The following is a 20230-nucleotide window of genomic DNA, read 5'->3' as shown; positions in this document are numbered from 1 at the left end:
AATCTTTCTAAATTAATGCGTTTGACAGATTTTTGACACAAGCACAAAGCATTTAAGCTACATTTGTACCGTTAAATATAAGCGAGGGATTAGAGCTTTGAAAAATCTTAAAGTATTAGCGTTTACTCATAAACATGTCGAATTAAAAGATCTAGGCAATCTAGTGATCTGCAATGAGGATTTAGAAAGTCGCCTCATTAGCTTAAAACACAGCCTGGATATTCCGGAGATCTTTTACATTGGTACTTGTAACCGGGTAGAGTTTGTATTTTATGGTGCTCATGAATTGACCAACGAATTTATTGCGGAATTTATGGGAAAATTAAATTTCTGTGTTCCGCAAGAGCGACTCCAGTGTTATTTGGGTCAGGTCAACAAATATGAAGGAATGGATGCTTTACATCATTTGCTTCGTATGTCCTGTTCACTCGAAAGCCTTGTTGTGGGCGAGAAAGAAATTTTGGCGCAGGTACGTAGAGCTTATGACCGCTGTAGAGAAGCAGGTTTTACAGGTGACTTCCTTCGTTTAATGATGGATCGGCTTGTAAAGACTGCAAAAGAAGTGTATACCTATACAAAAATTTCCAGAAATCCGATTTCTGTAGTCTCCCTTGCATACCGTAAATTGCGTGAATTAAAGTTGGTTGAAAACCCTAGAATTCTCATTATCGGATCAGGAGAAACGAATCAAAACTTAGCAAAATATTTCCAGAAAAATCAAAAAGCCAAGTTTATTGTATTTAACCGTACACTTGAAAACGCAAAGGCATTAGCAGAAGAGTTAAATGCGGAGGCTCATCCTCTTGCTGAAATCGGCGCATACAAAGAGGGCTTCGATATTCTGATTACCTGTACGGGTGCACCAACATCAATCATTGACAATTCCTTGTATCAATCACTATTAAACGGTGAAACAGACAAGAAAATCATCATCGATTTGGCTGTCCCAAATGATATTGATGCTGAAGTCATTAAAAACAACCCGATTCATTACATCGAAGTCAGTAGCTTACAAGCTATTGCCGAGAAAAATATCCAAGAACGTTATAATGAATTGGACAGTGCAGAAAAAATCATCCAGGACAATATTCAAGAATTTTTACCACTGATCAAACAACGACGTGTAGAGGTTGCTATGCGTGAAGTTCCTGAAAAGATCAAAGAAATCAAGTCTTTTGCTTTAAACGAAGTCTTTGCTCAAGAAGTACAAGCGTTGACACCTGAAGCAAGGGAGGTCTTGGAAAAAGTCATCAACTATATGGAAAAGAAATACATCAAAGTTCCAATGGTTATGGCGAAAGAGATTTTGGTTAAAACACCGGAGACCGAAAAAAACTAACTGCAGTATATCGTCGCAATCATTGCTTGGCAAAAAAACAGATTTCCTGCTTTTCTGACATACGCCCAAAAGTGGCGATTCTATGCAATTACGCTTCTTTCAAAGCGTCCCTTCCCTATTCTAATTTTCGGCTTATCAATCATTTCCCTATAGATAATGACAGTAACGTGTCAACATATTCCACCTATTTATTTATTTTTGCTTCGATAAATGGTATTAAACACATTTTAATAGGTAAAGTAAAATAACGTGAATAGAAAACTAATTATTGGCACCCGGGGAAGTGTTCTTGCAATGTGGCAGGCAAATTTTGTGAAAGACCGATTACAGGAAATTGGTATAGAAGCAGAGTTAAAAGTCATCAAAACTCAAGGTGATATTATTCAACATCTCCGTTTGGATAAATTGGAAGGTAAGGGATTTTTCACCAAAGAGCTTGAGGAGGAATTATTAAATGGGGCCATTGATTTAGCGGTACACTCACATAAAGATTTACCTACAATAAATCCGCCGGGATTGATTATTGCGGCAGTTTCCGAACGGGAGGATCCCTCCGAATTATTGATTATCCACAAGGATTGCGTAGATATCAAGAAACGTCTGTCCTTAAAACATAATGCAACTGTCGGAACATCTTCTAATCGCAGAAAGGCACAGATATCTGCATTGCGTCCAGACCTGGAATTCGACGATCTAAGGGGTAATCTCCAAACAAGAATGCAAAAGCTGCGAGATGAACAATACGATGCTATTGTGCTGGCAAAAGCTGGTATCAGCCGTATTGAGATGGATATCACAGATTTTCATGTTGAAGAAATTCCGCCTGTCGAAATTATTCCCGCTCCGGCTCAAGGCGTATTAGCTATTCAGATTCGTCAAGTCGACAAGGAACTGTTTGAAGCGTTACAACCGCTTAATAACGACGAAGTAGCGAAAACCATTGCTGTAGAACGTCTTGTATTGAATAAATTTGATGCCGGATGTCACGCACCATTAGGATGTTATTGCCGCAAAAGCGGTGATGAATATGAGGCCTGGGCTTCCATTGCTGATACCAGCGAAGACTTTCCTGATCGCGTATACTTGAGAGATACTGATCCGATCCAGTTGGCTGAACGTATTTTTAACAAGTATGCCAAAGACCGTAAGTTGCCACAATCTGTCTTTATTTCCAGAGAAGTAGACGAAAATTCTTACTTCGCCCGTGCGATGGCCAAACATAACATTTCAATCGAAGGCCGTTCATTGATCAAAATATTTCCGATCATCAATAAGCTGGACCCTTTTATCCTGAAACATGTGGATTGGATCATATTTTCAAGCAAAAACGGGATTGAGCACTTCTTCAATCTAGAGCCTCGATTAAGTAAAAAGACCAAAATAGGTGTTATCGGGCGCGGATCAGAAGAAATATTACGCAAGTACGATCGCGTAGCTGATTTTTCTGGTGATAGCGAAGGCATTAACATGGACGAAATCGCCAAGAAATTTGCCGAACTAGCAAATGGCGGAACGGTACTTATTCCACGTGCCAAGGAATCACTGGAGACTATTCAGAAAGCGTTAAGTCCAGAGACAAAAATCATTAATATTCCTGTCTACGAAACCGTATTGGAAGAGGACGTAGACCCATCCAATGCAGAAGTGCTGGTATTTACGAGCCCAAGTAATGTTGAAGCTTATTTTGCTGACAATCTTTTAGAACCAGGGCAAAAGGTCATTTGTATAGGCCGTTCAACCGGGGCGAAGTTTGATGAGATGAATGTTCCTTATACACTTCCATATTCCCCAGACGAGATCGGTCTCTCAGAAGCTGTTTTTGGCCTGGAATATTAAAATTGTATTGCATAGTTAGTATTGCGTATTGAGATGTTTGCAAACGAATTTGCAACCTTTGTGATTGATCAATACGAAATCACTCGATCATAAATAAATTAAATATAAATGTTACAACGTCCGAGAAGAAATCGTAAATCTGCCGTGATTCGCGACATGATTCAAGAGACACGTTTAGACGCGTCAAATTTGATTTTTCCACTTTTTATCGTAGATGGCCAAAATCAAAAAACTGAGGTTAAATCAATGCCAGGTATCTATCGCTATTCAATAGACAATTTATTGAAAGAAGTGGAAAGCTGCCTTAAATTAGGCTTACGCTCATTTGATCTTTTTCCCAATATCGAAGAGTCATTGAAGGATAAGTATGCCACGGAGAGTTACCGTGATGGAAGTTTATATTTACGTGCCATTGAAGCCGTAAAGAAAAATTTTCCAGAAGCTTGTGTTGTTACAGATGTAGCAATGGATCCTTACAGCAGCGATGGTCACGATGGAATTGTCGAGAATGGCGAGATCCTAAACGACGAAACATTGGAAGTATTGGGCAAGATGGCGCTCGCACACGCTCAATCCGGGGCCGATATTATCGCACCATCAGATATGATGGACGGACGCATTGGTTATATCCGTGAGCTGTTGGATCAAAATGGTTTCACAAACGTATCTCTAATGTCTTATACCGCTAAATATGCATCGGCGTATTATGGACCATTCAGAGATGCCCTTGGCTCAGCTCCAAAACATGGGGATAAGAAAACCTATCAAATGAATCCAGCAAATGCGAAGGAGGCACTTATCGAGGCACACTTAGATGCACAAGAAGGAGCAGATTTCCTGATGGTCAAACCGGGGCTTCCCTATTTAGATATTGTGAAACTTCTCGCTGATAATTTTGATCTCCCGATCGCGGTGTATAACGTCAGTGGTGAATATGCGATGTTAAAAGCTGCTATTCAAAATGGATGGTTAGATGAACGCGTCATCTTGGAAACTTTATTAAGTTTCAGACGTGCAGGCGCAACAGCAATTTTATCATACCATTCCAAAGAAGTTTTGGAAAAAGGATATATTAGTATTTAGTATTGAGATAAGAGTATTTAGATTATGGCCGTGGAAGCCTGCGGCTCACAAGTGTCTCTTTTTTCTACTTTTTAACGAGCAATAGCGAGCTCATCTTTAGATAATTTTTACTTTTCAATTTGACAATGCAAACACCTGATATTTCAAGAGCAAAATCTGCTGAATTATTCGAAAAGGCAAAACAATATTTCCCCGGTGGCGTGAATTCTCCTGTTCGGGCATTTAAATCCGTATATGGGACTCCATTATTTATTGAACGTGGTGATAAAGCACGCCTTTGGGATGCTGATGGCAATGAATTCATCGATTTCTGCTGTTCATGGGGTCCCCTGATTCTGGGGCATAATAACGACCAGGTTCGCCAGGCCGTTTCCGCACAGCTCGGTAAAGGATTGAGTTTTGGAGCGCCTACTGCTCTAGAAAACCAACTGGCTGAATTGATTATTGAAAACAATAAATATATCGAGAAAATCCGCTTTGTCAGTTCGGGAACAGAGGCCGTGATGTCTGCAATCCGTTTGGCAAGAGGATATACCAAACGCGATAAGATTATCAAATTTGACGGCTGTTACCATGGGCATTCGGATTCGCTTTTAGTAAAAGCTGGATCTGGCTTGGTGACATTTGGAGAAACATCTTCTGCCGGTGTACCTAAAGCTTTTGCGGATGAAACAATTGTCATTGAATTAAATGACAAAGACGCACTACGAGCTGCTTTTGCTGAATTTAAAGATCAAATTGCCGCCGTAATCATCGAGGGGATTCCGGCTAATAATGGGCTGTTGATGCAATCAAAAGAATACATGCATTTCTTGCGTGATATCACCAAAGAACATGGCAGCATGCTGATCATGGATGAGGTAATCACCGGATTCCGTGTTGGTTTTGAGGGAGCTTCAGCTTACTATGAAATCCAGCCTGATATTATCACATATGGTAAGATCATAGGTGGCGGAATGCCCGTGGGAGCCTATGGAGCATCCAAAGAGCTTATGGCTTGTATATCACCTGATGGCGCTGTTTATCAAGCCGGGACATTATCAGGAAATCCTGTAGCCATGGCAGCAGGTATAGCAGCGTTGACTGTATTGGCACAAAAGGATTTTTATACAAACTTAAATGCTAAAACCGCAGCATTTGTTCAAGATATTCGTACTTATATCGCAGAAAAAGGTTATCAAGTACAATTATTCCATGTTGCGTCTATTTTCTGGTTTGCATTTACTGAGCAAAAAGATATCAAAAAAGCCAGTGAAATTGATCCGGCCTCAATGGAATCATATAAGATTATGCACCGCGAACTCCTAAATAGAGGCGTCTATTTCGGACCATCGGGTTATGAAGTGGGCTTCGTTTCAGCTGCACATACCGACACGGATTTAAATACTGTAAAAACACACATTTTTGACGCGTTGGACATCGTCTTTCAGTCATAAAATAAACGAAACAAGTAATAAGAAAATTCCCTAAAAACTATCTCTGTTTTTAGGGAATTTTTATTTAGTTGGATCGGGGGATTGTTGCCTGCCTTAAAGTCCCTGTTGAATTACACTATTGGTATCAGCCAATTTAGTGGATAACTTTTTATCCTTCGATTTTATTTTATTCAATCCCTGAATAAGTTCATCCAGTGAAAATTTACCTTTTATATCCATAAATACGCTTTCATCGCCTTCGTCATGTACCAAAAGTGAAACCCTGCTGATCACATTATCTTTGTCAATGCGTGCATTAACTGATATCTCCTCCCCCTCACTGTTGATTACCAGTAATTCCTCAAATTTATTCTTTTTTAGGTACTTGTGGTAATCCTCCAAAATCAATGCATTTTTTTCCTGATCATTATTTGATAATGTCATCATCCTGAATTTTTTCAATTTTTTGACGATTGCAGCCATCGCTCGTGATTCCTCGTCGTTATCATCCTTTAATGCTTTTTTGATAAACGGTTTCGTTAACCACATCGGCAAATTTATGGCAACAATCTCCGCGTTATTTGAAATATTGGATCCTCTCACGTAATCCATATTGGATCCTTTTCTAATCATACAGGACTGCAATGAAGAAAGCACTCCAATTAGGCATAACAATGTTAGTAATCTTTTCATAATGCTTTACTTTTTATTGTTATTTTCGTTCACCAAACCAGTCACTTCCTTCAACGGAATAGCTCCATCCAAAATCATGAACAAGTTTTGTCCATCACCATTGATTGTCAAAAGCAAATTATTGAGAATATCAGAATTTGCGGATATATTTTCAACCAGAAAACGGATATCCTCACCATCACTATTAAGGGTCATCAATTCCTCATACTTGAGATTGGAGACTGCACTCCGAATGACTGAAGTCAAATTTTTGTCCTCGCCATCCTCGACGATCAGCATCCGCAAGGATTTTACGTTTTTGAGTAAAGGCGTAATTTTCTGCATATCCTCATCATCAATTTTTAAGTTACCCAACAGCTTGAACATAGGTGCTCCGATTTTAAGTGTCGTTACACCTTTCTTTCCTTGATATTGTTCAAAAAGCTTATCCAATTTAGAAATTTGTGCATTTGCCATACTTGCTACAAGTAGAAGGCAAACTATTAAAAAACCTTTCATATTATTTTAGTTAATCGTTATTGACATTTGTTTTATATTCATTGCTTTATCTACACCATTTTCCAAATTATTTGCCAAAAGGCCCAGAGACTTCAGCGTCAATTCAACAGCTTCCTCTTCGTTCGCAACTGGTTTACCGTTTAAGACAACATAATCTTCTCGATAAGCCTGTCCTGTGGCTGATTCCAAATTTTCAATCACTACTTCCTTCTTCGCTGTCCAATCTTTGGCTTGTTTTTTAATTTTTGGACGTTTGAAAGTTTCTGCTGTTTGCATTGCCTTCCGACTTCCATCTGACAATATCCTATCATTAGGATTGGGATTCGCTGCTTCCGTATTTTGATGTTCGATAGACTTATTTTTCGCAGGTTTTAAATCTTTCATGTTCTTTTCTACGAGCACCGGCTCCTCGATCGTTGACTCCTGGTTCAGGAATAGTGCGATTCCAATGGTCATTAAAAGAACCGCTGCTGCCGCATATTTCACCCAGCTATATTTCCACCGTACAATAAGCTTTTTATCCGCATTGATCTGACTTTCGAAGTCATCAAAGGACCAGTCCATTTTAACATTCTTTTCTTGATTCAATGTTTGAAAAAAAACATGATCCGAGTTTTTCAACTCGCCTTCTTCCTCTAACGACGACTGGCCATTAAAGTACTTCTCTTCTAATTCCTTTAATTTTTTATCTTTCATCACCACCTATCTTATTTTGTCTAATTATGAAACTACAGGATCTATTTTTTATCTAAATAAACTCGCGTTCTTTCATAATCGAATAACTTTGTCAACTGCTCTTTTACCTTCTGTCTTGCACGCATTAAATTGACTCTAACTGCCGACTCACCCATATCCAATACTTCAACGATTTCATCAATATCATAATCTTCCACATCGCGCAGATGCATAACCAGACGTTGTTTTTCAGGAAGGGAATTGATCATCTCCAGAATAATTTCTTTGGTATTTCCAACCGTATTCTCCGTCATCGAAACTACTTGATATTGATCAACGTAGTCTGCTCTCACTTTATCTCTTTTAATCCGGTTCAACGCTTCATTTTTTACACTTTGCATACAGAAAGCTTCGACATTTTTATACCGATGTAGCTGATCTTTCAATTTCCACAACCGCATCATGACATTCTGCACAGCATCAAAGGCCTCATCGTCATCAACCAAGATCCGTTTCGCAAAGCGAAATAGCTTATCCTTATGGACGAAAACGGTATTTTTAAATTGTTCTTGGTTCATTTTTAGTATTTAGTAGTAACTAGCCCGCATCCCTTCTATACCTTCGTCACATAATCAAGACATTTCAACTTGATGATTCATTACATCTAATATGAATATTTTTTTAAAATATTCATTTATTCAAATAACAGGTTATTAAACACGTTACTCTTTCGTGTTGAGAAAGCATATAAACAGGGATTATTCTTGTTTATGTACCGCTTGCTCACAAACTGGTTAGTTGTTTTAGCATTATTACAAACAAAATAGGCTGAACTGTTGTTATTCTAAGATACTGAACGGCAAAATTTAAATAAAGAAAATTATGAAGTACTACAGAATTACAGGCATTACTGCTGCAATAGCATTTTTGATAGGGGTTGTTGTGGGGTGTAATAATTCGTCCAATAAAGGTGCTGACCATACTGATTCCATGGGTGACACCGATACGATTACTGCACAAAAAATGGATTCTATTTCTGTCAGCCCAATTGCAGATTCAAAACAATTTCCCGGGGCAAACCTCGAGATTGCGTCCATAACTGCAGAAAAAGTAGGCGCAGACTCTGCAAAAGTCACCGTGAAATATGATGTAAAGAACTTCAAGCTGACGGAAATGACAGAAGATGCGCATGCTGCTCACATGGCCAACTCGCATGATGGACAACATATCCACTTTATTCTGGATAATAAGCCCTATACAGCATTATATAAACCTGAACACTCCGTTACTTTGGCTTTAAATTCGGAGCACTATTTACTTTCATTTTTGTCGCGGTCTTACCACGAATCCATTAAAACAAGTGAAGCTTCAAAATTGATCAAATTCAAAATAGATGCCACAGGAAAATTGACACAGGAGCCAACTCCCAAAGAACCATCTCTATTTTACTCCCGTCCAAAAGGCGAATACAAAGGCGATGAAACGAAAAATTTACTCCTGGATTTCTATTTAGTCAACACCAGTATTGCTCCAGACGGAAATAAGATTACCGCAGATATCAATGGACAGACATTTACATTGGATAAATGGAGTCCTTATGAAATCAAAGGTTTGCCAATGGGAAATAATAAGATAAAATTAACGTTGGTCGATAAAGAAGGCAATGCCATTACAGGAGATAACATATCTATAGAACGAGATATCAAACTCGTTGAGAAATAAATAGGTCATAACATAATAAAAAAGAGTCGCACTGAAATGCGACTCTTTTGTTTTTCATACTACATATCCTGCTTTCAGGGACATATTTAGCCATTAAGGCAATTTATCAAAATCAATTTTTGGGGCGCTGTTTTTATTAACAAACTCAAACTTACTTCCAGGCTTAACAATTTCATTAAAGAAACCGCCATTTCTAAGAAAATATCCATTTTTAGTTGTACCACCGATGGCATCAATACGCTGATTGGCGCGATAAGTATTATCAACACTGAACGACGCGGATTGCACAGCTTTCCATTGTCCATCATAAACCCACTGATTGCCAAAATCCACCTGTCTACCCAAATAACCTTGTTGTGGCATAAAATTCTCCAAGAAACTGTGGAAGCGTTTCAGGTAAGTATTCGTTTGCGGCCGTTTGAAGCTTGCGATTACATTCCAGGCATTTTCCTCCGGCACAAAAAACCAAGCTGTATAGTCCGTGTTTCCTTTTCCATCCGGTACGCCTTTCAAGAGAAACTTGTAGGTTACACCCGCTTTCCAAAAGTATTTACGATAACTCTGTCCTCCAGACCCTTCATTGCCGAATTCACCAGTCTGCACATCTTCCCCTTTTTTTAGCAAATGGATTTTTTGCTCGTCCGGAATGCTTTTCGGATCATCTGTATGAAAGGGGCTCCAAACGGAAAATAAGATCCGCCGCTCCGTTTCTGAATTTACCTGTATACCGAAATAGCCTTCGCCAAAACCGTTCGCCATAAAATATGACCCAACTTTATCTTCGCCTTTTGGGACAGTCACCTCATTATAGTAGTAACTGACATTGCCCTCGGTAGGTACTGTATAATTTAGATGGCAGGAAGGGCCCCTTCTAGACCAATAGTAGTATTCAGGATTATTGGAGTAAATAGGTCCATCCGATGCAGCATCACCACTGACAAGCAAATCCGTAACATTGGCAAAATTACTTCCCGATTTACTGATTCCTTTTAGGTTGACCTGTACATAACCTGGAGTCTTTACATCAATTAATAAGGGAGCAGTTTCCGACAGTTCAGCCCCTTCGACATCCACAATAGCCTTTTTCCCCAATGCAGCGATTTCAATTTTAGATTTACCGTTACCTTCACTTTTAGCTTTTAGCTTCAACAGCAATTTCCCAGCCTTTTGCGCCCTAAAATAAACCGATGCTACTTCTTTATCGCTGGACCATTTGACAAGACCATTGCGACCAGAAATCTCCGCAGTGCCAGCCTGTCCCGCTGTAATAAAAGCATTGCCCGCTAGTGGGACTGCATAGGTCTGCCCAACTGTCTGCGCGCTACTCCCTATTGACAGACAGGATAAGGCCCCCATAAAGAGGTACTGGATAAAGTGTTTTCTTTTCATATTTTAATTTTTTTCATCAATTATCTAACACCAAAGGCATTTATACTCCCTTTAGCTGTCAACAGCATGCCGGGGTCCCAAACTTCCGTTTCATTCGGAGATTTCAAAACGCCTTCCAGATTATCACCTATGGAAATCGAGTTGTGGTCTACCTATCCGTTTTAATTCACTTTAATAGTGATGTAAGATTTATATCAGTTCTTGAAAACTGCATTATTTCATGAAGATAAGGCATAGATCAAAAGAAAAAGAAAGGAAATGTATATCAATCGATTGTGTAAAAAAGCAGCGATAATCAACCCGTTATTTAACCTATTAAAAAGATTCATGAAAGATATTAGCGTAGCGCCATGTGAATTTCAAATAAAATAAAGAAAAATAGCAAGGCTACTTTCTTTAATTGAAAGCTATTCATTCAAACCGAGTTCGGCAACCATCTTCTGGTAATTGTTCAAAAAATACTTATAGAGTTTAAATTGCTCTGTTTCTTCATAATCCACCTGTTGCAATCCAAATTGAGATACGGAATAAATCTCTGCATCTGGATAGGCCAGCAAAATTGGCGAATGGGTCGCAATAATAAATTGGGATTTATTATTCACCAATTGATTCATCCTCGTTAGCAGCCGAAATTGGCTATTGATGGAAAGCGCCGATTCAGGCTCATCAAGCAGATACAGCCCTCGTCCCGAAAAGCGGTTATACATCAAATTCAGAAAACTTTCCCCATGAGAGCATTCATGTAATGAGCCTCCGTAGGCTGTCTCCAGTGCTTTTGGATCATCTTCAAATACGATATCAACTTCGGTAGCTACATTATAAAAGCTCTCGGCCCGTAAGAAAAAACCATCATTTTCACGGAAAGCTGTTCTTATGACCTGCAGTCTTTAAAAAGTACAGAATGGGAGTCTTTCGTATGAAAATTAAAGTTCTTGGTTCCTCCTTCTGGATTAAACCCAGTATTAATAGCAATAGCCTCCACCAGAGTAGATTTTCCGGAACCATTCTCACCTATGATAAAGGTTACTGGAGCTCTAAATCGTAATTTATCCAAATTCTGTATCGAAGCAATATTGAATGGATAGGCAATTCGATCGTCAATGGGCTTTGCATTTTTTATAGAATGAATGTAGTACATAGAAATGATAACATTTAATACACATACGAGCGCAATACGTTTGAATAAGGCGAATTACCCTTTGCCCCTACGTAACATACACGAAACTCATACTCTTCTCGCACATCGAGTTCAGAGATCGTACAACGTGATCGCGTGCTCAACACAATGGTCCAATCTTGGTTGACATTCTTTTTACGGTATTCATAGCGGTATGTCTTCGCTCTCCGCCACGCTTTCAGGCTTAGTTTTACACCGCCGCTACCGATCTCGGCTTTCACATTGAAAGATTCGACAGACGGAATATCCGCACTATTATCCCGATCTTTAGACGGGAGAAATCCCGCTCCCAAGATAATCACTTCATCCCCCTGAGCTATACGGTTTACATAATAGGACAACAAACGGATCTGACCGAGCAACTCATCCCGTGTGTCATCACGAATAGCAACCGCCAATTTATCCCGATACATAGCGTCTGCTATTTCATTGGTAAGACGATCGATTAATTTTTCAATTTCATCAAGAGATGGATAAGGATCGGGAAACAGCGTTTTTTCCTCACGCATTGATTTCACAATTTGTGCTGCATAATCGCGGACGCTTAAAGCATTGGCATTATGCGATCGTACAATCGCTTTTTTCATTAAGTCTGTAGTTTTGGTTTACAAAAATTGGTTTATCCTACACTTAAAGTTAAGCAGTGTTCCATAAAAATGGAAATTTATAACTCGATATTTTTAATTTATCAGTTTATTATTTAATAATACCCTTTCATATTTTATACTAATCATCTGCTTATTATAAAATATAACATTCTATTAAATAGCAATAAATTGCTGCTTTTCCAATAGCATATTATTATCCCTAATTATAAACTGATACATATAAAATATGGTCTTATTTCTATAATAAATACATTTATATTTTTTAAAAAGCGCTTTATTTATATTAAAAAGAAGCTTATATTTTATAAAAATAGAATGATATTAAAAAAATAGCAATTGCTTATTTATATGTAGCAATTGCTATTTTTCTAAACTATGTGCGATGACCCCGTAAATTGTCCGATCTTTCATAAAAAAAGTGAAGAACCTTGCTCTTCACTTTTCCACACAGTGTTAACAACTATGTTGATAACCTTATTTGATCGACAAGTCATACAGCTGAGTTATGCACAACTTGTTAATAGCGATGTTTATTACCTTGAAAGGAAATTAAAAACCAACACTTTTCAGATTCAACCCTGCACGTTCGTCCAGACCGAACATCAAATTCATATTTTGTACGGCTTGCCCAGATGCACCTTTCAACAGGTTGTCTGTAGCATTTAAGATCAGTAGCTTATTACCATGTTTCTCAATGTGCATAATGCTTTTATTGGTATTGACCACTTGTTTGAGATCAATATTTGCACGGCTGACATGGGTAAATGGATGTGTAGCATAATAATCTTCATACAATTCATAAGCCTGTTCTTCTGTCAAATCAGATTCTACATAAATTGCAGAGAATATTCCCCGAGCAAAATCTCCGCGTTGTGGAACAAAATTTATTTTCTCCGCAGCTCGTTGCAACAGTGAACCCTCAGAAGCAGGCAAAAAGCCTTTTTGCAGCTGATCCAGCGATTCTGAAATCTCCTGCAAATGTTGATGCTCAAAAGATTTATAAGCTGAAAGATTGTTGTTACGCCAAGAGAAGTGTGTGGTCGCCCCCGGTTTCTGCCCTGCTCCGGTTGATCCGGTCGTTGCATTGACATGGATCTGATCCGGCAATAGACCTTCACTTGCAAGTGGCAATAAAGCCAATTGTATATTTGTCGCAAAGCAGCCTGGATTAGCAATATATTGTGCCGTCTTAATCGCTTCTTTGTTTAACTCCGGAAGTCCATATACAAATTGCTGTCCTTGATAAGCGGTATTTGCGCGAAGACGATAATCTTGCGAAAGATCAATAATCTTCACAGATGCCGCAACAGGATTCGCATCCAAAAATTTGCGTGCATCGCCATGCCCAACGCATAAAAACAATGCATCAATATCGGAATGAAAATCAGAAGAGAAGGTCAGCTCAGTATCTCCGAATAAATCATTGTGTACTTCATATAATTTGTTTCCAGCGTTGGAAGCACTATTGGCGAATATAATCTCCACCTCAGGATGGTAGATCAAAACGCGCAATAATTCGCCACCTGTATACCCTGCTGAACCAACTATGCCTACTCTTATCATTTTTTTTTAATTTATTGTTTGGTGTGAGTTTACCCCCTATCCCGACCTCACATTAGATTATGCGAAGACAGGACCGACTCCAAAACACGGTTTATTTTTGATTTACTTTATGCCAGATAATGGTTTGGTTTCCAAAAATTTTGGAGAAGCCTTTTACATCCTCACCGGTATAACCTTTGTTCATCTCGCCGTAGCTACCAAATTTATTGGACATTAAATCGTGATCCGACTCTATGCCAATGACCACAAAACGGTAAGGATGCAATTCAACGATCACACGCCCGGTGACGGTCTCTTGTGATGATTGCAAGAACGCTTCAATATCACGCATGACAGGATCGTGCATTTGTCCTTCGTGCATATAGTTTCCGTAGAAAGCAGCAATCTGATCTTTCCAGGACAATTGCCATTTGGTCAAGGTATGTTTTTCCAAGGCGTGGTGTGCCTTAATTAAAATCACTGAAGCTGCGGCTTCAAAACCCACACGGCCTTTGATACCGATAATTGTATCACCTACGTGGATATCCCGACCGATACCATAAGGTTGCGCAATAGCCTGCAATTCCTGAATCACTTTAACAGATGACATGTTCTTGCCATTCAAAGCAATCGGCTCCCCTTTTTCAAAATCTATCGTGATTTGTTGAGGTTCGGAGGAGGTCACCGGAGTCGGCCATGCCGATTCAGGTAGATATTGATTGGATGTCAATGTTTCTGCTCCACCCACAGAAGTACCCCAAAGACCTTTATTGATTGAATATTTAGCTTTTTCTGCCGAATATTCAACACCATGTTTATTTAAGTATTCGATTTCAGCTTCGCGGGATAACTGTAGATCACGGATAGGTGTGATGATTTCAACACCCGGAATGAGGGTTTGGAAAATCATGTCAAAACGTACCTGATCATTTCCGGCCCCTGTGGATCCATGTGCTACACATTCAGCACCGATTTTCTTTGCATAGTTTGCAATGGCGGTAGCCTGGCATACACGTTCGGCAGATACCGACAATGGATAGGTTGCATTTTTCAGTACATTACCGAAGATCAAGTATTTAATAGTTTCGCGGTAATAGTCTTCTGTTTCGTCAATCGCTGTATGTGATTTTACGCCTAATGCATACGCACGTGCTTCAATATTCTTCAATTCTTCATCCGAAAAACCACCTGTATTTACGACTACGGAATGAACCTCCAAACCTAAATCTTGCGTAAGATAAATACAACAAAACGAAGTATCTAATCCTCCGCTGAATGCTAAAACTACTTTTTTCATTGAGATAAATTGTTTTATTTATTATTTTCAATGGCTCCCTGCCAGCTGGCATACCATGAATGCTATAGAGATAAAGTGCACGACACACGGTTTCTCCAGTTTAAAGTTATTAAAATCCTTTTGCAACTTTATTATGTTTTGGAAAATTGGCGGCAACGAATTTATTGGCCGATTTCCAGAACTTCGCTTGTATGCGTTTTAATAAAGACTGTTTTTGCGTGATTCTTTCCAAACGCTCCTTTGCTTCATGCTTACGTTGGATTTTTTCTCTCAGCTCGCGTTCTTTTTCTTCGGGATCCCAGAGCATAGCTGTACACATACAGTTCTTACGGTCTTTGCTCATTAAGATTTCGTAGTTCACACAGCTCTGACATCCTTTCCAGAATTCATCGTCGTTGGTCAGTTCCGAATAAGGTACCGGTTCGTACCCAAGTTCCGAATTAATTTTCATGACAGCAAAACCGGTGGTCAAGCCAAATATCTTCGCTTTGGGATATTTCTCACGGGACAATTCAAATACCCTTTTCTTAATGGCTTTTGCTAGGCCCACGTTTCGAAATTCGGGATTGACAATAAGTCCTGAATTTGCCACATAGTCGCCATGACCCCAAGTTTCAATATAACAGAACCCAGCCCATCGACCATCTCTGTGCAAAGCGATCACCGCTTTACCTTCATTCATTTTGTTGGCAACGTACTCTGGTTTACGACGCGCAATACCAGTACCACGAGCCTTTGCAGACTCGAACATTTCGTTGCAGATCACCTCGGCATAATGCGCATGCTCAGGTTTAGCCGGAATAATTAAAAAATCTGATATAGTCATTGACTTACGACCCTAATAATAAAACAACAACTACCGTCGTGTTTTGTTACTGAATAAATTAAAATAATGGATTCAAAACCATCGGACAATCATGGTCTTGTTTGAAAAGATTCACTACCTCAAATCAAGCCCGAGGTAGTATGGGTCGTCGGAAGCGTAAAACAGGTATTTCTACGAAAATGAACGCACAGAATACTTTTCTCATAAACTTCTCAAAAGTTTGAGTATAAGAATAGTCGTTCTTTTTGCGCTGTTTCATTTTATTTCTCTGTCAATTGTTTCTGACGTTGCAAATGTATAAAAATATTTTTTTCTTTTCTACAATATTATCATTGATTTTTTGCAAAAGTCAAAAAATTACAATCAGGTCTCAAACTTCGCTTGTAACCTTCATTTTCAGGTATTTACTTCTCACAAACCCAATCCTGTCCAGACACTATATCTGATATTAATTTGACAATAAAACTGATAAAGGTTTAAAGCTTTGTCAATTTAAAATTTTAGTTTGTCTTCCCGCTGTAATGGCTGTCAATATAATCGATGGCTTGCTGTTGTGTCAGCACCGAAAAGTCTTTGTACCGATCATGAACGACAACAATTTCAGTTAATGCCCGTAACACTAGCTCTTTGTTATCCCAGGATTTCAGATGTTGAACGACAGTCTCTATGCAACCTTTTTTATAAGCAATTTGCCCTAAAACATGCACCAAAGTATCCCTGACCCTCGCTGTTTTGTCATACTGGAGTTCTTTGAGCAATGGTAAAATATCCTGAGGGTATGTACGTCCACGGAGCTCGATACCATGACAAATTTCCCTGCGCACTTCCTTATCGGGATGATGCAAATATTTTACAGCCCATTTCAAGACCGGTTCGGGATTTTTATCGCCCATTTTTTTTATCGAACCGATCACGGCATTTCTAACGATATGGTGTCCATCAAAAAGTCCGCTGTCGAAAAAATGCTCCACAATTTCAAATTCCTTCATCCCGATCTCACCGGCTGCATTCACAGCTGTTTGTCTGACTTTTTCTTGTTCTGATTGGAAAAGTTTATCGAGCATGCACCCTATACTTGTGTGTAAGTTGGGATGTTGTTTCCAGATCTTCCCTATCGCCAGGTAGGCCGTCTTTCGAATACATGTGTCCTCGTCCGAAAAATAACTTATCATGCTGCTCTCCTTCCCTTGCTGGAGGCAGAAAAGAATATCTTTGTTGATGGTGTCAACAAGTTGAAGGCGTTGTTCCTTATTAAGATCGTAAAATCCCATGATCTATTTTTTTGACATTGTCAACATATCAGCATAAAAATACATGAAAAATCCGTGAAATCGGGATCGAACCATCGGGGCTGGTTCAGCAGTTTTACTTATCTTTGATTCTTATGATTCTTTTTCTTGGAGAAAAACGATACTTTTGTAGATATCATTAGAAAAAAATAGCATGTCACCGAGTTTAATTTTCTATATTATTTTTGCTGTACCTTATATCATCTTTATGTATTGGCTTGTAAAACAGGACAAACATAAGTATGCCTGGGGACTTGCAATTATCACTGTAGTTGCCATACTAGCGATCTATGTATCGCAGAAAGCCAGCAAAGTCGCGATGGACAATTACCAACAACATCAAATCGATTCCAGAGAAATTGAACGTGAAGAACGTTTACAAAAACAACAGGACAGCATCAATCATGCTCAACAATAAAAAAAGCGGCAATGCCGCTTTTTTTATTGTTGTAATAATAGCCGATTTTAAGAGCCAATCCCTTCCAATTTAAACAAGAAAGCATATTCCAACGCAATTTCCTTTAGATAGTCAAACCTTCCGGATGCACCACCATGTCCATAATCCATATCTGTTTTCAATAGCAGGATGGAATTTCCAGTTTTGACGGACCGTAATTTTGCTACCCATTTCGCTGGTTCAAAATATTGCACCTGACTATCGTGCAGCCCGGTTGTGACCAATAGATTCGGATATTCTTTCGGCTCAATATTCTCGTAAGGAGAATAGCTTTTCATATAAAAATAGGCGTCAGATTCATTGGGATTTCCCCATTCATCATACTCGTTCGTCGTCAACGGTATTGTCTCATCCAACATGGTATTCACGACATCCACAAAAGGTACCTGTGCTATTATACCATGATATTGCTTAGCTGCGATATTCGCAACAACCCCCATCAATAGGCCGCCTGCGCTCCCCCCCTGTGCGTAAAGATGCCCTGCTGATGTATACCGCTGTTCGATAAGATGCTTCCCGCAGTCCACAAAATCATGGAAAGTATTCATTTTACGCATCATTTTTCCATCCTCATACCACTGCCGTCCCATTTCTTCACCTCCACGGATATGCGCCAATGCGTAAATGAAACCACGATCCAACAAACTTAACCTATTACCGGAAAAACTCGGGTCCATCGATGCACCGTAGGAACCATATGCATATTGCAACAATGGCGCCGTACCATCTAATTGAGTGCCTTTCTTGTAGACAAGGGAAATAGGCACCTTTACACCGTCCCTCGCCGTGGCATAAATACGTTCCGTTTTATAGGCACTTTGATCATACCCCCCTAAAATTTCCTGTTGTTTCAACAATGTTTTGCTGCGCTCCCCCATATCGTAGTCATATACAGAACTGGGGGTGACCAATGAGGTGTATCCATAACGCAGTTTTTCAGTGTTGTATTCGACATTTATCCCCGGATATACCGTATAGGCAACTTCTCCAAAATCCAGATAATGCTGCTCCTGACTGTCCAAATTATAGATTGCCAACTGAGTCAGCCCGTCTTTTCGTTCGGCTATGGCCAAAAAAGACTTAAACTCTTCGATATCACTTACCAAAACGTCCGGACGATGGCCTATAAATGTAGTCCAATGTTCCCTTCCTGTTTTGTCCAGCGGGCATTGCATAATCCGGAAGTTAATAGCATCATCATTGGTCAATATCAAAAAACGATCTTCCAAAGGAATTACGGTATAAAGCACATCGTTCCTACGCGGCTGAAAAACGCTAAAATCTTTATTAGGATGATCAGCATCCAATAACCAAATTTCGGAGGACAAGGTACCCTCTGAACTGATGATAATATATTTGCCATTTTTTGATTTACCGACTGCAATATAATTTGTGTTATCGTGCTCTTCATATACACATAGATCCGCTGAAATGTCTGTACCGAGTGTATGTCGCATAATTTTTTCACTGAGCAACGTCACTGGATTTTTGGCGGTATAGAACAGGGTCTGATTATCGTTTCCCCAAATCGCAATGCCTTCGGTATTGACAATACGATCAGGATAGATCTCACCTGTCTCCAGATTCTTGATGTATATGGTGTACTCCCTTCTGGAAACTGTATCTACACCAAAGGCCAGCAAACGATTGTCCGGACTAATGGAGAAACCCTTTGCTGTGTAATAGGCATACCCCTGTGCTAGATTATCAATGTCCAATAATAATTCTTCATCAGCGTCCAATGTCCCCTTCTTGCGGCAAAACTTAAAATATTGATAGCCCTCCTCGGTTCTGCTGTAATAATAGTAGCCATTTTTAAAGTAGGGCACAGATTCGTCTTTTTCCTTGATACGGGATTTCATTTCCTGGAACAAATCTTCCTGAAAAGATTCCGTATCTTTTAACATGGTGGCAGTATAGGCGTTTTCGTCGTTGAGATAATTGATAACCTCCTCAGATCTTGGTCCTTTTTTAAAATAATCAATCATCCAATAATAGTTGTCAATGACAGTATCACCATGAATTTGTCTTTTGTATGAATACGCTGCAGCTATTGGAGCTGAAACCTCAGGCCAGTGTACATTTTCGTTATGTTGCATATATATGTGAATTCTCTAAATATCCATTTTGATTAAAACAATACGTATTACATTTCTAATCTCAGCCCCATAATTCGGAAAGAGAAGTCAATTAACGCATTTCTCCAGAAATATCAAAACGATATAACCGATACAAACAAATTGATCTAAGACCTCTTTATCATCTTGTGATCGTTTTATTTAACTAACTATTCTATCCATTTATCCTGGCTAAAAGTCACTTTTAATAAAAATTAACAATTCAACAGGGGCATTAACATTATCTTTGTTACTATTCTAGGAGAA

19 protein-coding genes are annotated in these 20230 nt (G+C 39.1%); 6 read left to right on the top strand and 13 right to left on the bottom strand.

The features are described 5' to 3' along the window. Positions 1 to 97 precede the first annotated feature (97 nt). The 4 genes from hemA to hemL all read left to right on the top strand — a co-directional run bounded on the left by hemA (position 98) and on the right by hemL (position 5694). Positions 98 to 1339: a glutamyl-tRNA reductase gene (gene hemA / locus B4A24_RS09000; RefSeq protein WP_293944431.1), complete on the top strand. Its 1242-nt coding sequence runs from the start codon at positions 98 to 100 to the stop codon at positions 1337 to 1339. Between the two features lie 249 nt (positions 1340 to 1588). After that, a complete protein-coding gene (gene hemC, locus B4A24_RS08995) occupies positions 1589 to 3175 on the top strand; it encodes a hydroxymethylbilane synthase (RefSeq protein WP_293944430.1) in 1587 nt (528 codons plus the stop codon). 108 nt (positions 3176 to 3283) lie between these two features. Further along, entirely contained in the window at positions 3284 to 4258 is a 975-nt protein-coding gene (hemB, locus tag B4A24_RS08990) for a porphobilinogen synthase (RefSeq protein ID WP_293944429.1), read from the top strand. A 125-nt stretch (positions 4259 to 4383) separates the two neighbouring features. Beyond that, positions 4384 to 5694, top strand: coding sequence for a glutamate-1-semialdehyde 2,1-aminomutase (gene hemL / locus B4A24_RS08985; protein WP_293944428.1), 1311 nt, complete (start codon positions 4384 to 4386; stop codon positions 5692 to 5694). 93 nt (positions 5695 to 5787) lie between these two features. Here the strand turns inward: hemL and B4A24_RS08980 are convergent, their stop codons facing one another. The 4 genes from B4A24_RS08980 to B4A24_RS08965 are packed head-to-tail and all read right to left on the bottom strand — an operon-like array spanning position 5788 to position 8117. Further along, entirely contained in the window at positions 5788 to 6366 is a 579-nt protein-coding gene (locus tag B4A24_RS08980) for a DUF4252 domain-containing protein (protein WP_293944427.1), read from the bottom strand. A 6-nt stretch (positions 6367 to 6372) separates the two neighbouring features. Beyond that, on the bottom strand, positions 6373 to 6864 hold the full coding sequence (locus tag B4A24_RS08975; RefSeq protein WP_172392240.1) for a DUF4252 domain-containing protein: 492 nt from the start codon (positions 6862 to 6864) through the stop codon (positions 6373 to 6375). Positions 6865 to 6870: 6 nt separating this feature from the next. Beyond that, entirely contained in the window at positions 6871 to 7560 is a 690-nt protein-coding gene (locus tag B4A24_RS08970) for a hypothetical protein (RefSeq protein ID WP_293944426.1), read from the bottom strand. A 41-nt stretch (positions 7561 to 7601) separates the two neighbouring features. Continuing rightward, entirely contained in the window at positions 7602 to 8117 is a 516-nt protein-coding gene (locus B4A24_RS08965) for an RNA polymerase sigma factor (RefSeq protein WP_293944425.1), read from the bottom strand. Between the two features lie 304 nt (positions 8118 to 8421). Between B4A24_RS08965 and B4A24_RS08960 the strand changes: the two genes are divergently transcribed. Next, the gene (locus tag B4A24_RS08960) at positions 8422 to 9261 is read left to right on the top strand and encodes a hypothetical protein (protein WP_293944424.1); all 840 of its coding nucleotides are present in this window, start codon (positions 8422 to 8424) and stop codon (positions 9259 to 9261) included. Positions 9262 to 9354: 93 nt separating this feature from the next. Here the strand turns inward: B4A24_RS08960 and B4A24_RS08955 are convergent, their stop codons facing one another. The 8 genes from B4A24_RS08955 to B4A24_RS08920 form a co-directional block, all read right to left on the bottom strand. Beyond that, the gene (locus tag B4A24_RS08955; RefSeq protein ID WP_293944423.1) at positions 9355 to 10650 is read right to left on the bottom strand and encodes a DUF3472 domain-containing protein; all 1296 of its coding nucleotides are present in this window, start codon (positions 10648 to 10650) and stop codon (positions 9355 to 9357) included. Between the two features lie 407 nt (positions 10651 to 11057). Then, positions 11058 to 11357 (bottom strand): AAA family ATPase, encoded by a 300-nt coding sequence (locus B4A24_RS08950; RefSeq protein WP_293944422.1) that lies wholly within the window; start codon positions 11355 to 11357, stop codon positions 11058 to 11060. Positions 11358 to 11521: 164 nt separating this feature from the next. Then, complete coding sequence (locus B4A24_RS08945) at positions 11522 to 11788, bottom strand: AAA family ATPase (RefSeq protein ID WP_293944421.1); 267 nt, start codon at positions 11786 to 11788, stop codon at positions 11522 to 11524. 14 nt (positions 11789 to 11802) lie between these two features. Beyond that, complete coding sequence (locus tag B4A24_RS08940) at positions 11803 to 12414, bottom strand: hypothetical protein (protein ID WP_293944420.1); 612 nt, start codon at positions 12412 to 12414, stop codon at positions 11803 to 11805. 570 nt (positions 12415 to 12984) lie between these two features. Beyond that, on the bottom strand, positions 12985 to 13998 hold the full coding sequence (gene argC / locus B4A24_RS08935; RefSeq protein ID WP_293944419.1) for an N-acetyl-gamma-glutamyl-phosphate reductase: 1014 nt from the start codon (positions 13996 to 13998) through the stop codon (positions 12985 to 12987). A gap of 91 nt (positions 13999 to 14089) precedes the next feature. Next, the gene (gene argG / locus B4A24_RS08930) at positions 14090 to 15274 is read right to left on the bottom strand and encodes an argininosuccinate synthase (protein ID WP_293944418.1); all 1185 of its coding nucleotides are present in this window, start codon (positions 15272 to 15274) and stop codon (positions 14090 to 14092) included. 109 nt (positions 15275 to 15383) lie between these two features. Continuing rightward, a complete protein-coding gene (locus tag B4A24_RS08925; RefSeq protein WP_293944417.1) occupies positions 15384 to 16100 on the bottom strand; it encodes a GNAT family N-acetyltransferase in 717 nt (238 codons plus the stop codon). Positions 16101 to 16600: 500 nt separating this feature from the next. Further along, positions 16601 to 17371: a HEAT repeat domain-containing protein gene (locus B4A24_RS08920; RefSeq protein ID WP_293944416.1), complete on the bottom strand. Its 771-nt coding sequence runs from the start codon at positions 17369 to 17371 to the stop codon at positions 16601 to 16603. A 172-nt stretch (positions 17372 to 17543) separates the two neighbouring features. On the opposite strand from B4A24_RS08920, the gene B4A24_RS08915 reads away from it, so the two are divergent. Then, positions 17544 to 17807, top strand: a complete 264-nt coding sequence (locus B4A24_RS08915) for a hypothetical protein (protein ID WP_077438077.1) — start codon at positions 17544 to 17546, stop codon at positions 17805 to 17807. Between the two features lie 47 nt (positions 17808 to 17854). On the opposite strand, the gene B4A24_RS08910 is transcribed toward B4A24_RS08915, so the two are convergent. Continuing rightward, positions 17855 to 19945, bottom strand: a complete 2091-nt coding sequence (locus B4A24_RS08910; RefSeq protein ID WP_293944414.1) for a S9 family peptidase — start codon at positions 19943 to 19945, stop codon at positions 17855 to 17857. Positions 19946 to 20230: the final 285 nt, after the last annotated feature.

The organism is Sphingobacterium sp. UBA7249 (genome assembly GCF_002472835.1).
Lineage (GTDB): Bacteria > Bacteroidota > Bacteroidia > Sphingobacteriales > Sphingobacteriaceae > Sphingobacterium > Sphingobacterium prati.
The sequence above is the reverse complement of the archived record's forward strand: the minus strand, read 5'-3'. Positions and strand labels throughout refer to the sequence as shown.

Bases quoted from the DNA above. Each gene is read 5' to 3' on its own strand.
- argC (WP_293944419.1), bottom strand. From the start codon at position 13,998: ATGATAAGAGTAGGCATAGTTGGTTCAGCAGGGTATACAGGTGGCGAA.
- B4A24_RS08920 (WP_293944416.1), bottom strand. From the start codon at position 17,371: ATGGGATTTTACGATCTTAATAAGGAACAACGCCTTCAACTTGTTGAC.
- argG (WP_293944418.1), bottom strand. From the start codon at position 15,274: ATGAAAAAAGTAGTTTTAGCATTCAGCGGAGGATTAGATACTTCGTTT.
- B4A24_RS08925 (WP_293944417.1), bottom strand. From the start codon at position 16,100: ATGACTATATCAGATTTTTTAATTATTCCGGCTAAACCTGAGCATGCG.
- B4A24_RS08965 (WP_293944425.1), bottom strand. From the start codon at position 8,117: ATGAACCAAGAACAATTTAAAAATACCGTTTTCGTCCATAAGGATAAG.
- B4A24_RS08955 (WP_293944423.1), bottom strand. From the start codon at position 10,650: ATGAAAAGAAAACACTTTATCCAGTACCTCTTTATGGGGGCCTTATCC.
- B4A24_RS08970 (WP_293944426.1), bottom strand. From the start codon at position 7,560: ATGAAAGATAAAAAATTAAAGGAATTAGAAGAGAAGTACTTTAATGGC.
- hemL (WP_293944428.1), top strand. From the start codon at position 4,384: ATGCAAACACCTGATATTTCAAGAGCAAAATCTGCTGAATTATTCGAA.
- B4A24_RS08950 (WP_293944422.1), bottom strand. From the start codon at position 11,357: ATGTATAACCGCTTTTCGGGACGAGGGCTGTATCTGCTTGATGAGCCT.
- B4A24_RS08960 (WP_293944424.1), top strand. From the start codon at position 8,422: ATGAAGTACTACAGAATTACAGGCATTACTGCTGCAATAGCATTTTTG.
- B4A24_RS08980 (WP_293944427.1), bottom strand. From the start codon at position 6,366: ATGAAAAGATTACTAACATTGTTATGCCTAATTGGAGTGCTTTCTTCA.
- B4A24_RS08945 (WP_293944421.1), bottom strand. From the start codon at position 11,788: ATGTACTACATTCATTCTATAAAAAATGCAAAGCCCATTGACGATCGA.
- B4A24_RS08940 (WP_293944420.1), bottom strand. From the start codon at position 12,414: ATGAAAAAAGCGATTGTACGATCGCATAATGCCAATGCTTTAAGCGTC.
- B4A24_RS08915 (WP_077438077.1), top strand. From the start codon at position 17,544: ATGTCACCGAGTTTAATTTTCTATATTATTTTTGCTGTACCTTATATC.
- B4A24_RS08910 (WP_293944414.1), bottom strand. From the start codon at position 19,945: ATGCAACATAACGAAAATGTACACTGGCCTGAGGTTTCAGCTCCAATA.
- B4A24_RS08975 (WP_172392240.1), bottom strand. From the start codon at position 6,864: ATGAAAGGTTTTTTAATAGTTTGCCTTCTACTTGTAGCAAGTATGGCA.
- hemB (WP_293944429.1), top strand. From the start codon at position 3,284: ATGTTACAACGTCCGAGAAGAAATCGTAAATCTGCCGTGATTCGCGAC.